Origin of the sequence: Polynucleobacter paneuropaeus (genome assembly GCF_003261235.1) — a bacterium.
Taxonomy (GTDB): Bacteria; Pseudomonadota; Gammaproteobacteria; order Burkholderiales; family Burkholderiaceae; genus Polynucleobacter; species Polynucleobacter paneuropaeus.
In genome coordinates this window covers 470,247-484,699 of sequence record NZ_CP030085.1, presented here as the reverse complement: position 1 = coordinate 484,699, position 14,453 = coordinate 470,247, and the positions used below count along the sequence as shown (strand labels likewise).

15 protein-coding genes are annotated in these 14,453 nt (G+C 47.4%); all 15 read right to left on the bottom strand.

Features of this window, described 5'->3' with window-relative positions; all coding sequences use genetic code 11:
- Window positions 1–26 precede the first annotated feature (26 nt).
- The 15 genes from nagZ to plsX all read right to left on the bottom strand — a co-directional run bounded on the left by nagZ (window position 27) and on the right by plsX (window position 14,376).
- Window positions 27–1,109, bottom strand: a complete 1,083-nt coding sequence (nagZ, locus tag Pas1_RS02630; protein WP_112294418.1) for a beta-N-acetylhexosaminidase — start codon at window positions 1,107–1,109, stop codon at window positions 27–29.
- Between the two features lie 12 nt (window positions 1,110–1,121).
- On the bottom strand, window positions 1,122–1,517 hold the full coding sequence (gene acpS, locus Pas1_RS02625) for a holo-ACP synthase (RefSeq protein WP_112204674.1): 396 nt from the start codon (window positions 1,515–1,517) through the stop codon (window positions 1,122–1,124).
- Window positions 1,514–2,260, bottom strand: coding sequence for a pyridoxine 5'-phosphate synthase (gene pdxJ, locus Pas1_RS02620; RefSeq protein ID WP_112237489.1), 747 nt, complete (start codon window positions 2,258–2,260; stop codon window positions 1,514–1,516). Before pdxJ ends, acpS begins: the two co-directional genes overlap by 4 nt.
- Window positions 2,261–2,290: 30 nt before the next feature.
- Complete coding sequence (gene recO / locus Pas1_RS02615; RefSeq protein WP_112237487.1) at window positions 2,291–3,025, bottom strand: DNA repair protein RecO; 735 nt, start codon at window positions 3,023–3,025, stop codon at window positions 2,291–2,293.
- Window positions 3,026–3,922 (bottom strand): GTPase Era, encoded by an 897-nt coding sequence (gene era / locus Pas1_RS02610; protein ID WP_244973719.1) that lies wholly within the window; start codon window positions 3,920–3,922, stop codon window positions 3,026–3,028.
- A gap of 44 nt (window positions 3,923–3,966) precedes the next feature.
- Window positions 3,967–4,758, bottom strand: a complete 792-nt coding sequence (rnc, locus tag Pas1_RS02605) for a ribonuclease III (protein WP_112209527.1) — start codon at window positions 4,756–4,758, stop codon at window positions 3,967–3,969.
- Window positions 4,759–4,761: 3 nt separating this feature from the next.
- Window positions 4,762–5,568 (bottom strand): signal peptidase I, encoded by an 807-nt coding sequence (gene lepB / locus Pas1_RS02600; protein ID WP_112209528.1) that lies wholly within the window; start codon window positions 5,566–5,568, stop codon window positions 4,762–4,764.
- Window positions 5,568–7,373 (bottom strand): translation elongation factor 4, encoded by a 1,806-nt coding sequence (gene lepA, locus Pas1_RS02595; RefSeq protein ID WP_112204686.1) that lies wholly within the window; start codon window positions 7,371–7,373, stop codon window positions 5,568–5,570. Before lepA ends, lepB begins: the two co-directional genes overlap by 1 nt.
- A gap of 136 nt (window positions 7,374–7,509) precedes the next feature.
- Window positions 7,510–8,964, bottom strand: coding sequence for a Do family serine endopeptidase (locus Pas1_RS02590; protein WP_112209529.1), 1,455 nt, complete (start codon window positions 8,962–8,964; stop codon window positions 7,510–7,512).
- A 49-nt stretch (window positions 8,965–9,013) separates the two neighbouring features.
- Window positions 9,014–10,261, bottom strand: coding sequence for a beta-ketoacyl-ACP synthase II (gene fabF, locus Pas1_RS02585; protein WP_112237483.1), 1,248 nt, complete (start codon window positions 10,259–10,261; stop codon window positions 9,014–9,016).
- Window positions 10,262–10,282: 21 nt separating this feature from the next.
- Window positions 10,283–10,522 carry an acyl carrier protein gene (gene acpP, locus Pas1_RS02580; protein ID WP_028819177.1) on the bottom strand — a complete coding sequence of 80 codons (240 nt, stop codon included), beginning with the start codon at window positions 10,520–10,522 and terminating at the stop codon, window positions 10,283–10,285.
- Between the two features lie 105 nt (window positions 10,523–10,627).
- Window positions 10,628–11,371, bottom strand: a complete 744-nt coding sequence (fabG, locus tag Pas1_RS02575; protein ID WP_112204691.1) for a 3-oxoacyl-ACP reductase FabG — start codon at window positions 11,369–11,371, stop codon at window positions 10,628–10,630.
- 38 nt (window positions 11,372–11,409) lie between these two features.
- On the bottom strand, window positions 11,410–12,345 hold the full coding sequence (fabD, locus tag Pas1_RS02570) for an ACP S-malonyltransferase (protein WP_112294416.1): 936 nt from the start codon (window positions 12,343–12,345) through the stop codon (window positions 11,410–11,412).
- A gap of 34 nt (window positions 12,346–12,379) precedes the next feature.
- Window positions 12,380–13,366 carry a beta-ketoacyl-ACP synthase III gene (locus Pas1_RS02565; protein ID WP_112294415.1) on the bottom strand — a complete coding sequence of 329 codons (987 nt, stop codon included), beginning with the start codon at window positions 13,364–13,366 and terminating at the stop codon, window positions 12,380–12,382.
- Window positions 13,363–14,376 (bottom strand): phosphate acyltransferase PlsX, encoded by a 1,014-nt coding sequence (gene plsX, locus Pas1_RS02560; RefSeq protein WP_112209533.1) that lies wholly within the window; start codon window positions 14,374–14,376, stop codon window positions 13,363–13,365. Before plsX ends, Pas1_RS02565 begins: the two co-directional genes overlap by 4 nt.
- Window positions 14,377–14,453: the final 77 nt, after the last annotated feature.

Genomic DNA, 14,453 nt, shown 5'->3' with positions numbered 1-14,453 from the left:
ATAAAGCCCGCTAGTAGCGGGCTTTATTATTTGATCAAGTCAAACTCTACGAGTAAGCCCTTGGCATGCTGATATTCAGCCTGCTTTTGTAACCCATCCCAATTAGCTGCACTGGCTGTTGGCATCAAACGATTTAAACGCAATCTCGATTCAGATTGCTTTGCTGCTGAAACTTTAAGCTTAGCAAGCAACTCATCCGCAAGATCTGGACGGTTACAGATCAAGACTGCATCACAACCAGCATCCAGAGCCAACTCAGCGCCTTTGACGACTGAACCATCAACGCTAGCGCCTTCCATGGAGAGGTCATCACTGAAGATCACACCCTGAAAACCTAATTCTTGACGCAAGACGGAGTGAAGCCATATTTTGGAGAAACCCGCAGGCAGTTTGTCTACCTTTGGGTAGATCACATGTGCAGGCATCACCGCAGCCAAACTCAGGTCAAGCCACTCGTAAGGCTTCGCATCATCATTGAGAATTTCTTCTAGAGAACGCTCGTCGACCGGAATGGCGATATGAGAATCTGCTTCTGCCCAACCATGGCCTGGAAAATGCTTACCGCAATTGGCCATACCTGCCATACGCAAACCTTCATTCAGGCTTTTAGCTAGAGCAAAAACAATTTGGGGGTCGCGACTAAATGAACGATCACCAATGACGGCACTGCGCCCAAAATCTAAATCTAGTACCGGCGTGAAACTGAAATCAACACCACAAGCCCTAAGCTCTGCTGCTAATACATAGCCGCAGGCTGTTGCAGCTGCCATCGCCAAGGCTGCAGACTCAGCAGGAAGGCTTGCTTGACTCTTGCTCATCCAAATCTCACCTAGCTTGCGCATCGCAGGCAGATGCGTGAAGCCATCAGTTTTACAACGTTGTACTCGACCGCCTTCATGATCAATCGAAATCAAAACATCAGGACGTAGCTTCTTAATTTCTGCAGTGAGTTTACTCAGTTGCTTGCGATTAGAAAAGTTTCTACCAAATAAAATCACTCCGCCTGTTAGTGGATGCAGGATTCGGCGGCGATCTTCGGCGTTAAGCTCTAAACCGATAACGTCCAGAGTCACTGGGCCCGGAGAAGATTGATGAAGATTTTGCGCCATTGATAGTCCTAGTTAATTTTGTTCAGTCACAACTACAAAAGCAATAGCCATATCGAGTTCATCACTGACAGTGACTTGCGCCTGCCATTGTTTTTCTGTCATGAAGCGTGCTAAGGCGCCTGAATAACTTGTTACTGGTTTACCGCTCACTTCATTCAAAGTCTGTAATGATCTCCAAGTCATTGGCATTCTCATGCCTAGACCAATCGCTTTTGAGAAAGCCTCTTTGGCAGCAAACCGGGTTGCCAGGAAAGCTATACCCCGCTTGTGGTTGCGGGCTAAGCGGGCTTTGAAGACCAGCATCTCGTCAGGGCCCAGAATTTTTTCTGCTAATCGTCCTTGCGTACGATCATAGGCCGCTTGCAAGCGCTCGATCTTCAAAATATCAGTGCCAATACCTATGATCATGATTGGACTTGCCTTGCTTTTACCATCAAGGCTTTCATATCTGCAATAGCTTTTTCCAAGCCTTTGAATAAAGCCTCCGCCACAATCGCATGGCCGATGTTCAGTTCAGATAACTCGGCAATAGCGGCTATAGGTAGAACATTGTTTTCATTTAGGCCATGACCGGCATTGACTCTGAGGCCTAAACTTTTACCAAATTGAGCAGCTTTTTTAATACGTTCTATCTCAGCGGCCTGCTCTGCTCCAGAAAGATCGGCATAAGGACCCGTATGAAGTTCAACCACACTAGCCCCAGCATCTTTGGCAGCCTGAATCTGCTTTTCTTCAGGATCAATGAAGAGAGATACCCGAATACCAACAGCTTTTAATTGTTGTGTCGCCGCTTTCACTGCAGCAAAATGCGTCACCACATCTAAACCACCCTCCGTTGTGACTTCTTCCCGTTTTTCAGGAACTAGGCATACATCCTGTGGCTTTACTTGACAGGCAATAGCAAGCATCTCAGGAGTAACAGCGCACTCTAGATTCATGCGGGTCTTAATTAGTGGACGCAAAGCCAAGAGGTCAGCATCTTTAATATGACGTCGATCCTCACGCAAATGCAAAGTGATTAGGTCTGCGCCTGCTTCTTCTGCCAATTGAGCAGCCCGAATCGGGTCTGGGTAAAGCGTACCCCGCGCATTGCGTAAGGTAGCTACGTGATCGATATTGATGCCAAGCTCAAGGGTTGGGGAAGGGCTCATGGCGATAGATTACTGGAATTTATGGGCAGGCTAGATTTTCTTGAGATCAATCAAGATCTGGCGGGTAGTGAGCACTTGATCCTGAAGATGGAGCCCTAGTAAAAATCGCATCAACTGTTTACTCTCTGCAAGAGTCACTGGATCAGAAAAATTACCCGCTGCAATATTCAGTAGGGATTGCCCACTCAATATTGGCCAATGAGAGGGATCATCGGCTTGGACTGGCCTAACCCCTTTCTCGGGCTGGTAAACATATTGCAAGTCTGGTTCTGGCTTATTTTGTGTCTCTACACAACGATCTAAAGCGGCTGCATAACCCGTTTCTTGCAAGAGCGCCAACTCAAAAGGTCGCAGAATTTCTTCTAGGCCCTTAGATTCAAACTCGAGATTGGACAACGCAGTGATTGTCTCGGTATAGCGGTCATAGAGTCTTTCATAATCATCCTCTCGAGCTAGGAATTTGACTAAGAGCTCATTGAGGTAAAAACCGCAGAGCAGAGCATCGCCTACTAAGGCAGGCGTACCTCCAACCCATTCCGACTTAGTTAGGGTACGTAGTTCAGATTTACCGCTCCAAGAAACCAATAGTGGCTGAAAGCGTTGCAGTACAGGTCGCAAAACGGAGTGTGGACGCTTTGCACCTTTCGCTATCAGAGCCATGCGGCCGTGCTGTCTGGTGAAGACGTCTAGGATTAGGCTAGTCTCTTTATAGGGAATACTGTGTAACACGAAAGCAGGCTCATCAACGATCCGGATCGAAGCCATTTATTCCAAACCTTGCGCCCGGAGTTCAGCGCGATCATCAGCCCAGCCACGCTTGACTTTGACCCAAGTTTCTAAGAACACCTTGCCATCAAATAATTTTTCCATATCAATCCGAGCATCGGTTGATATCTTTTTGAGGCGCTCGCCTTTCTCACCAATGATCATGGCCTTGTGGCTATCCCGATCCACCAGAATCGTGGCAGCAATACGGCGCATTCGACCATCCATCTTGAACTGATCAATGACTACCGTACTGGTATAGGGCAACTCATCCCCAGTAAAACGAAAAACTTTCTCACGCAAAATCTCAGCTGCTAAGAAACGCTCATTACGGTCAGTCAAAGTGTCTGGATCGTAAACTGCTTCAGCTTCTGGTAGGTAGTCCTCTAGGACATCTAGCAAGCGTGCAATGTCAGGAGGACTTTTAGCGCTCATTGGGACGATCTCAGCAAACTCGCATTTATCCTGATCTTCGTGACCACCTAATTCACTCCAAGGACGACTCATGTCTTTCATGAAATTTAATAAAGCCTGATCACGCTCCGATGGTGCTTGGAAACGGCCATTAAAGAGATCAAGCTTATTGAGTATCAAGACAACGGGTATATCAGCGGGCAAGAGTTTTAATACTTTCTTATCATCCTCGCCCCAATAGCCCGCCTCGATAATGAAACAAACCACATTCACATCTTGTAAGGCAGTAGTCACCGTGCGATTAAGCGCTTTATTGAGTGTATTGAGTAAGCGCGTTTGAAAGCCGGGCGTATCAATAAAAATGAACTGGGCATTTTCCCTTGTCTGGATACCTAAAATACGATGTCGGGTAGTTTGTGCTTTCCGAGAAGTAATACTGATCTTCTGCCCAACTAAAGCATTGATCAAAGTTGACTTGCCCATATTGGGACGACCAACAATAGCAATAGTGCCGCATCTAAACACAGTTAGCCCTTCAGCTTTAAATTCAACTGCTCTTCACCAGCATCTTGCTTAGCGGCCTTCTTCTTAGCTGCTCTGGTCTTCTTGGGTTTACGAGATTCCTGTGGCAAGGCTTTGAGTATTGCAGCCAGTGCCAACTTTGCCGCACCTTGCTCTGCTGCTCGGCGTGAGGCGCCCTCGCCCTTAACGGTAATCTTGAGATTCGGAATTAAGCATTCCACTTCAAACTGTTGATTGTGAGCAGCGCCGCTAGTGCCTGTCACGTTATACGTTGGTAGTGGTAGCTGATAGCTTTGCAAGCATTCTTGCAAAAGGGTTTTGTCGTCTTTACCTAATGTTTTAGGGTCTACATTTTGCAAGATCAATGAGTAGAGTTTGCGTAGACAGTCTTTTGCAGAATCAAAGCCACCATCCAAGAAAATTGCTCCTGTAACTGCTTCCAAGGTATCTGCCAAGATTGAAGGACGTCTAAAGCCCCCGCTCTTAAGCTCCCCCTCGCCTAAACGAAGATAGTCTGATAAAGCGAGTGATTGTGCGATTTCATATAGCGCTTGCTGCTTTACAAGGTTGGCGCGTACCCTGGACAGATCACCCTCATCTAAATCAGAGTAACGCTCATACAGCATTTCAGCAACCACACAATTGAGAACGGAGTCTCCTAAAAACTCAAGGCGCTCATTATTCTTTTTACTATGACTACGGTGTGTCAGGGCTTGCGTCAACAGCTCAGGCTTCTTGAAGGTATACCCCAAGCGCTCTTGTAGCGGGACGATATCGATGACAGCGCGTGCGTTCATAGCTTAGTTAAAGCCGCCAATACGACTTAGTGAGCCTAAGTTCAACCAAACAAAGAAGGCTTTACCAACAATATTTTGATCAGGTACAAAACCCCAATAACGGGAGTCAGCACTGTTATCGCGGTTGTCACCCATCGCAAAATAGCTTCCAGGTGGAACTGTGCAAACTAAACCGGCATTGATATAGTGACAGGCTTCAAATCCGGGAAAACGCTCAGCCGGGAACATTCCTGCTGGGCGATCAGGATCATTAATAATCTCGTGATGATTACCACCTAGATCCGCAGGGAATGATTCCGTAAAGCGCTTGTCATAACGCATGCTTTCGGGATCGAGATAAGATTCGCCGCCGCTATAACTTAATGCTTGGCCATTAATTTTTAAACGCTTGTCTTGATACTCAATCACATCGCCTGGTAGAGCAACAATTCGTTTGATGTAATCGACCGACTCATCGCGTGGGTAGCGGAACACTACAACGTCACCGCGCTGTGGAGAGCCTAATTGAATGACTTTTTTATTGATCACCGGCAAGCGGATGCCATAGGTAAACTTATTAACCAAGATGAAATCACCGATTTGTAAAGTCGGGATCATCGAGCCGGAAGGGATCTTAAAAGGCTCAACAATAAACGAGCGCAAAACAAAAACAGCGCAGATCACTGGAAAGAAGCTGGCGGTGTACTCCAGCCACAAAGGCATCCGCTCAATTCCAGCAGCGCGGCGTTGGGGTGCGAAATGCCATTTATCGGCAACCCAAGCAATGCCTGAGATGATCACGAGCACAAATAGAATCAGAGCAAAGTTCATTAATCGTCCACCTGCAATATGGCAAGAAACGCCTCTTGAGGAATCTCTACGTTACCAACCTGTTTCATGCGCTTCTTACCCTCTTTTTGTTTCTCTAATAATTTACGTTTACGAGAAATATCGCCGCCATAGCATTTAGCCAGAACGTTCTTGCGAAGTGCTTTGACATTCTCACGAGCCACAATATTGCTACCAATGGCCGCCTGAATTGCGACATCAAACATTTGACGCGGAATAATGCCGCGCATCTTAGCGACGACTTCACGACCACGATGCTGGCTATTACTTCGGTGCACAATCACTGACAAGGCATCAACGCGATCGCCATTAATCAAGATGTCCACCTTCACCACATCGGCAGGACGATATTCCTTGAACTCGTAATCCATCGATGCATAACCACGAGAAATTGACTTTAAGCGGTCAAAGAAATCCATCACAATTTCTGCCATCGGTAACTCATAGGTCAACTGCACTTGGCGGCCGAGATAGTTCATCCCAGTCTGAATGCCCCGCTTACCTACGCACAAAGTAATGATGGAACCAACATACTCTTGTGGCATGTACAAATTGACGGTAACAATAGGTTCATAAATCGTATCGGTCTTACTCGGCTCTGGCATCTTGGATGGGTTATCCACCATCAAGATTTCGCCATCAGATTGCTTAACTTGATAAACCACTGTTGGCGCAGTCGTAATCAGATTCATTCCATACTGACGCTCTAAACGCTCTTGGACGATCTCCATGTGGAGCAAGCCCAAGAAGCCACAGCGAAATCCAAAACCCAGTGCTTGAGAAACTTCGGGCTCATACAAGAGCGAGGCGTCATTGAGTTTGAGTTTTTCTAATGACTCACGCAACTGATCGTATTCACTTGCCTCAACCGGATATAGTCCAGCGAAGACCTGGGACTTCACTTCTTTAAATCCTGGTAATGGCTCTGGAGAAGGCGTTCGACCTTGTTGACCGGGCGCATGTGTTACCGTGTCGCCGACTTTGGCAGCCTTGAGTTCTTTAATGCCCGCGATGATGAATCCCACCTGTCCCGCAGAAAGTTCTGGGCGATCAACTGATTTAGGGCTAAAGACTCCAACATGCTCAACCAAATGGGTAGAGCCGTTTGCCATCAGTAGAATTTTGTCTTTGGGTTTAAGAGTGCCATTTACGACCCGAACCAACATCACGACACCAACATAATTATCAAACCAAGAATCAATGATTAAGGCTTGTAAAGGAGCAGATGCATCTCCCTTGGGTGCTGGTACACGCCGAATCATTTCTTCAATGACTTCAGCCACACCCAGGCCGGTTTTAGCAGAGCAAGTCACGGCATCGGTTGCATCAATACCAATCACATCTTCAATTTCTTGTTTAGCGCGCTCAGGATCGGCTTGGGGCAAATCAATCTTATTGAGCACTGGCACCACCTCAACACCAAGCTCAATTGCGGTGTAACAGTTGGCTACAGTTTGGGCTTCGACCCCTTGACTAGCGTCGACTACGAGCAGCGCACCCTCACATGCCGAAAGTGAACGACTGACTTCATAAGAGAAGTCAACATGCCCCGGGGTGTCAATGAGATTGAGGTTGTAGATCTTGCCATCTTTGGCTTTGTAATTGAGAGCTGCAGTTTGGGCTTTGATGGTGATGCCACGCTCGCGCTCAATATCCATCGAGTCCAAAACCTGGGCTTCCATCTCACGATCAGAAAGTCCACCGCATAATTGAATAATGCGATCAGCCAAGGTCGACTTGCCGTGATCAATGTGGGCGATGATTGAGAAATTGCGGATTAAATCCATGGCGTCTTGTAAGGTCCTTCAAAAAACGCCTTATCAGAACACACCACTATGATGCGCTGCAAAAAGTCGTCTTATGGGAATTGTAATGGGTGAACCTAAACCCAGCTCCAAGGCCGATTTAGGGGTGAGAAAGGCCTTATTTTGGCCTTACAGGGATCACTAGGGTGCTATCGCCTCGACGGACAAAAACTGGCACAGCCCTATTAGAATCAAGTCCTTTGACCAGGGATTCGAACTGTTTTACCCCTGAGACGTCAGTATCAGCAACCCTCACAATGATGTCTCCAGGTCGAATACCCGCGCGCGCCAAGGGGCCATCAGCTAGGCCGGTCACCTCAACCCCCGATCTCAGCCCCATGTCCTTCTTCTTGGTGTCGGATAGCTCGGTTACGGCAACCCCAAAAGCATTATTAGTAGCTCCAGAATTATTAGCTGGACTATCTGATCTCTTAGCGACACTCGAGTTATTTTCAGTATCGGATACTGTAATACTCAAATCGCGTGAAGCACCCTTCCGCCAGATCTGGACAATCGCTACAGTTCCGGGCCGTGTATCACCTACCACTCTCGGTAAATCCGTTGCTTTATTAATATCACGGCCATTGAAACTCAATATGACATCGCCTGCCTCCATGCCACCAGCCGCGGCAGGGCCACCAGCTTCAACATTACGCACATACGCACCACGAGGTTTACCGAGACCCAAACTCTCAGCCACTTCTTTGGTCATATCGCCTAAAGCAACACCAATCCGGCCTCGAACCAATTTGCCATTGGTCCGCAACTGATCAGCAACGCGCATCGCCTCATCAATTGGAATCGCAAAAGAGATTCCCATGTATCCACCGGAGCGACTAAAGATTTGAGAATTGATTCCGATGACTTGGCCCGCAGTGTTCAACAAAGGCCCTCCTGAATTACCAGGATTGACTGCGACGTCTGTTTGAATAAAAGGCAAGTAATCACCAGTATCTCGACTCTTCGCGGAAACAATACCCGCTGTTACAGTGTTCTCTAAACCAAATGGCGAACCAATTGCCAAGACCCACTCGCCTACACGCACCTTTGAAGAGTCACCCAAAGGAAGCTTCGGTAAATCATGCGCATCGATTCGAACCACAGCAACATCGGTACGTTTATCCATGCCTAATAATTTGGCCTTGAATTCGCGTTTATCTGTGAGAGTCACATAGATGGTTGTTGCGCCTTCAACCACATGGGCATTTGTCAGAATCAAGCCATTCGCATCAATGATGAAACCCGATCCAACACCTCGCTCAGATTCTTGAGGCTTACCGGAGTTAGGTTGTTGGGGTTTTGGGGTATTTGGTATACCGGGAATAGGCACACCAAAGAAACGACGGAAGAATTCAGCCTGATCTTCAGGCATGCCTGGAATACCGCCCTGGGCTTGTTGAATAACGACATTTTCTGTTGTCCGAATATTCACAACTGCAGGACTAGCACGCTCGACTAAGTCGGCAAAGTCAGGAATAGTAACCCGGGGGTTTTGCGCAAACGCAGTAGGCGAAACAAATACTTGCCCTATAGCAAGAGCAACCAGAAGTACGATCAGAAACTTTTTCATCATGCCCTAAACTTACCGAGTTAATGCAAATGAAGCCAATATGAATTGAATATTAGTTTATTTTGCCAAAAACCAGTGAGCCGTTAGTACCCCCAAAGCCAAAATTGTTTTTAAGGGCGTAATCAATCTTCATATCTCGGGCTGTATTGGCGCAGTAGTCCAAATCACATTCGGGATCTTGATTAAAGATATTGATAGTGGGTGGTGATTTTTGATGATGCAAAGCCAGAATCGTAAAGACGGACTCTAAGCCACCAGCACCGCCCAAGAGATGACCTGTCATTGACTTAGTCGAGTTAATCACAGCCTTCTTAGCATGATCACCCAAAGCGGCTTTGATTGCTTCGGTTTCATTCTTATCGCCCAAAGGTGTAGAAGTACCGTGGGCATTGAGATACTGAATTTGATCATTGTTCAAACCTGCATCACGAATCGCATTCACCATACAGCGGCGTGGGCCGTCCATATTAGGTGCAGTCATATGATAAGCATCGCCACTCATGCCAAAGCCAACGAGTTCACAATAAATCTTGGCGCCACGGGCTTTAGCATGCTCATATTCTTCAAGAACAACAACACCAGCGCCCTCTCCCAATACAAAACCATCACGGTCTTTATCCCAGGGGCGAGAAGCGGTAGCGGGATCATCATTGCGTGTCGAGAGTGCACGTGCAGCAGCAAAACCGCCAACACCTAATGGTGAAATCGTAGACTCTGCACCACCAGCAACCATGACATCCGCATCGCCATACTGAATTAAGCGAGCCGCTAAACCAATGCTATGCAGACCCGTTGTACAGGCAGTCACTGCGGCAACGTTAGGGCCCTTCAGCCCAAACAAAATACTGAGATGGCCAGAGATCATATTGATGATCGAACCTGGCACAAAGAAAGGGGAGATGCGACGAGGACCACGGGACAGATACTCCGCATCAGTCTCTTCGATCAGCGGCAAACCACCAATACCGGAACCAACCATCACGCCGACTCTCTCGGCATTAACATCATTGATCTCCAGACCGCTGTCACGAATCGCTTGGGAACCAGCAGCAATGCCGTAATGGATAAAGGTATCCATATGGCGCGCCTCTTTGGCAGACACATACTCTTCTACATTGAAGTCTTTGACCTCTCCAGCGAAATGAACGCCTAGAGCTGCATGATCAAATTTGGTGATGGTCGCAATGCCTGATCTGCCCGCAAGCAAATTGGACCAAGCTACATCGACTGAATTGCCGACAGGTGAAATGAGGCCTAAGCCGGTGACTACTACCCGGCGTCGGCCATTTGATGCTGACACGAAAAGTCCTAAGCTCGGGAATTAACCCTGAGCTTTAGATTTAGCGAAATCGATCGCGAGCTGAACGGTGGTGATTTTTTCGGCTTCCTCATCAGGAATTTCGATACCGAATTCATCTTCCAAAGCCATTACTAACTCAACAGTGTCAAGAGAGTCAGCGCCCAGGTCATTCACAAAAGAAGACTCATTCTTGATGTCTCCTTCAGCGACGCCCAATTGCTCAGCGACGATTTTCTTAACGCGTTGTTCGATGTTATCCATTAAGTCCCCCAAGGGTTGTAAAAAAACGATTTGAGGATTTTATCAGCTTGCTGGAATAAATCAGCAAATCCGCTAAAACCCAATGAAATCCATAGCTTAGCGAGATCAAGCCAAATAGAGCCCGCCATTGACATGTAGCGTATTTCCGGTGATATATCCAGCGGCTGGAGAGGCCAGAAACGCCACAGCTTGGGCTACATCCTCCGGAGTGCCCAAACGGGCTAAAGGAATATTGGCTTTGAGCGCATTTTGTTGCTCTTCACTCAAGGCACGAGTCATATCGGTATCGATAAAGCCGGGCGCCACACAATTGACCGTAATGTTACGACTGCCAATTTCTCTAGCAAGCGCCCGAGTCATTCCAGAGACCCCTGCTTTAGCAGCCGCGTAGTTCGCCTGCCCAGGATTACCCATATGTCCCACAATCGAGGTGATGTTAATAATGCGGCCAGCGCGGGCTTTCATCATAGGGCGTAAAACTGCTTGCGACAACCTGAAGACTGCGCTCAGATTTGTATCAATCACGTCCGCCCATTCATCAGACTTCATGCGCATCGCCAATTGATCTTTGGTGATGCCGGCATTATTAACTAAAACATCGATTCCACCGAAGTCTTTAACAAGCAAATTGATAATGTCTTCACAAGCCTTTGGGTCAGTGACATTGAGCGCCAAGCCCTTGCCACCATTACCCTTCAAGCGCTCATCGATCGCTTTAGCGCCGGCCTCTGTAGTAGCTGTACCGATCACCTTTGCGCCACACTTCATTAACTCATCAGCAATTGCCTGACCAATACCACGCGAGGCGCCAGTAACTAATGCAATTTTTCCGTTGAGATCGAGGTTCATATTCTTTTCTATTCCGTAAGCGATAGTCTACTGGGGATTTATTTCACACCCTGCAATACTTCTTGAAGACTAGCCTCATCGAAGACTGCTAAGCCTGTGACTTGATCATTAATCCGTTTTGCTAAACCCGCTAGCACTTTGCCAGGGCCACATTCAATGACTTGGGTGACACCATGGTTTGCCATCGCATTAATGGTTTCATGCCAGCGTACCGGTTTGGCAGCTTGACGGACCAAAGCATTTTTAATCGCAGCAGGATCGTTCAAGACTTGCACATCTACGTTATTCAAAACGGAGATGCTTGGGATATTGAAAACAACGCTACTTAAGTAGTCCTGTAATTTTTCTGAGGCAGGCTGCAAGAGTGAAGAATGAAACGGTGCAGAGACAGGTAATGGCAAAGCACGCTTAGCACCGGCTGCTTTTAACAGCTCGCAAGCCTTAGTGACTGCATCGCTTGAACCTGCTATCACCACTTGACCAGGGGCATTGAAATTGACTGCTTCTACTATTTGACCAGAGGCTTTACTAGCTTCATCACAAACCCGCTTCACGATCTCATCATCTAAACCCAAAATCGCTGCCATACCACCAGTACCCACCGGCACAGCAGTCTGCATAGCCTCGGCTCGGAAACGCACTAAGGGCACGGCATCTTCAAATGCAATGACCCCTGCCGCAACCAATGCAGAGTACTCACCCAAGCTATGGCCAGCCATCATGGCGGGTGCAGTGCCGCCATCTGCCAACCAAGCGCGGTAGAAAGCAACTCCTGCGGTCAACATGACGGGTTGAGTATTGGTAGTTAAAGACAAGGTCTCAGCAGGGCCCTCAGCAATCAGTTTCGCTATATCCTCATTGAGCGCATCAGAAGCTTCTTGCAGGATGGCTTTAACTTCTGCACGATGTGCGATGGTGTTCAACATGCCTACTGATTGCGAGCCTTGACCAGGAAAAATAAATGCAAAAGTCATGTGATGAATAGTTGTATTGAAATTAAGTAGTTATTTAGTATTTAAGAACAACCGCGCCCCAAGCAAAACCCCCACCCACACCCTCTAATAAAAGATGTTGGCCACGCTGTATTTGACCAGAACGGACACCCGCATCTAATGCGAGCGGAATAGAAGCTGCTGAAGTGTTGCCATGCTCGTGCACGGTCACAATCACTTTATCCATCGACATGCCCATCTTGCGAGCCGTGCCTTCCATAATCCGGATATTGGCTTGATGTGGCACTAACCAATCGATCTGCTCTGACTTGAGACCCGCTTTTTCAATCGCTTCATGAGCAACTTGCTCAAGCACCTTGACGGCTAACTTAAACACAGCCTGACCATCCATGGTCATAAAAGCTGAGCCTTCAACGCCGCCGTGAGCTGCTCTGCCTGGTACACATAGAATGTCGCGTTGACTGCCATCAGCATGCAAAGCACTCGATAAGATTCCGGGAGTTGTTGAAGCTTCAAGCACTACTGCACCTGCACCATCTCCGAAGAGGACACAGGTTGTCCGATCTTGAAAATCTAAAATACGTGAGAAGGTTTCTGCGCCGATCACTAAAACTTTTTTGTAAGTGCCTGTTCGAATGAATGCATCAGCAATCGCTAGAGCGTATGAAAAGCCAGCACAAACTGCTTGCACGTCGAATGCAGCGCATTGATTATGTGCGCCAAGCTTATCTTGTACTACACAAGCTGTGCTTGGGAATCCACCCAAGTGATCGGGAGTAGATGTAGCCAGAATAATAAGATCGATTTCATCGGCAGAAGCGCTAGCACTAGCTAAAGCAGCCTGAGCTGCTTTGAGTGCGAGATCGCTAGTCAGCTCATTTTTCGCAGCGAAGTGACGTGCAGAAATTCCGCTACGACTAAAAATCCATTCATCACTTGTTTCTACACCACTCTTTGCTAGGCGCTCGACCAGATCTTGATTAGTCAGGCGTTGCTCTGGCAGATAACTGCCAGTGCCTGCTACCCGAGAATAGATACTCATGCCTTAGTCTCCACGACAAAATCTTGTGCGATACGCTCCACCATTTTGTTCTTAGCCGCCTCATAGGCGCGATCCAAAGCACAACCAAAAGCAAAACGATCAGCGGAGCCATGACTTTTAATGACGCAGCCCCGAAGACCTAACAATACAGCACCGTTATAGCGACGATGATCTACCCGCTTACGTACCCTCAATAAAGGCACCATGGCAAAGGTTGCCATAATCTTGGTCATCAATGAACGATTAAATTCTTCCCGAATCAAGCCGCTCATCATCTTAGCTAAGCCTTCACTCGCTTTGAGAACCACATTACCAACAAAGCCATCACAAACCACGATATCGGTTGTGCCTTTAAAGATGTCATTGCCTTCAACGTTGCCATAGAAATTGAGTTTGCTTGCACGCAAGAGTTCAGCGGTTTGCTTAACCACCTCATTACCCTTAATCACCTCTTCACCAATATTGAGTAACCCAATTGAAGGGCGATCTTTACCATCAACTACTTGAACCATCACACTCGCCATTTGAGCGAACTGCAATAAATGCATCGGCTCACAGTCTGCATTAGCACCTAAATCTAGCATCGTCGTTCCGCGCCCTAACTCATTAGGGATTGCAGTGGCGATAGCGGGACGGTCAACTCCATCGAGCGTTTTAAGAACATAACGAGAGATCGCCATCAAAGCACCGGTGTTCCCAGAAGAAATTACAGCGTCTGCCAAGCCCTCCTTCACCTGCTCGATTGCCACGCGCATCGAAGAATCTTTTTTACGACGCAAGGCGACCTCAATCGGATCATCCATCAAGACGATCTCACTTGCAGGAATAATTTGAATCTGCTCGATCAGTGTTTTGGAGTATGGCTTTAGGGCGAGCTTAAGTTTTTCAGGATCTCCGACTAATGAGATTCTGACATCAGGGTGTTTTTCTAGAAAGTCGCAGCAAGCAGGAACGGTAACAATGACCCCATGGTCTCCGCCCATGGCATCAATAGCGAGAGTGACACTCATAAGCTGATTGAATACTGCAATTGGGTATGTTCAAGAAAAAAGCGGCTTTTTAGGGAGCCGCTTCGATCTTTATTAGA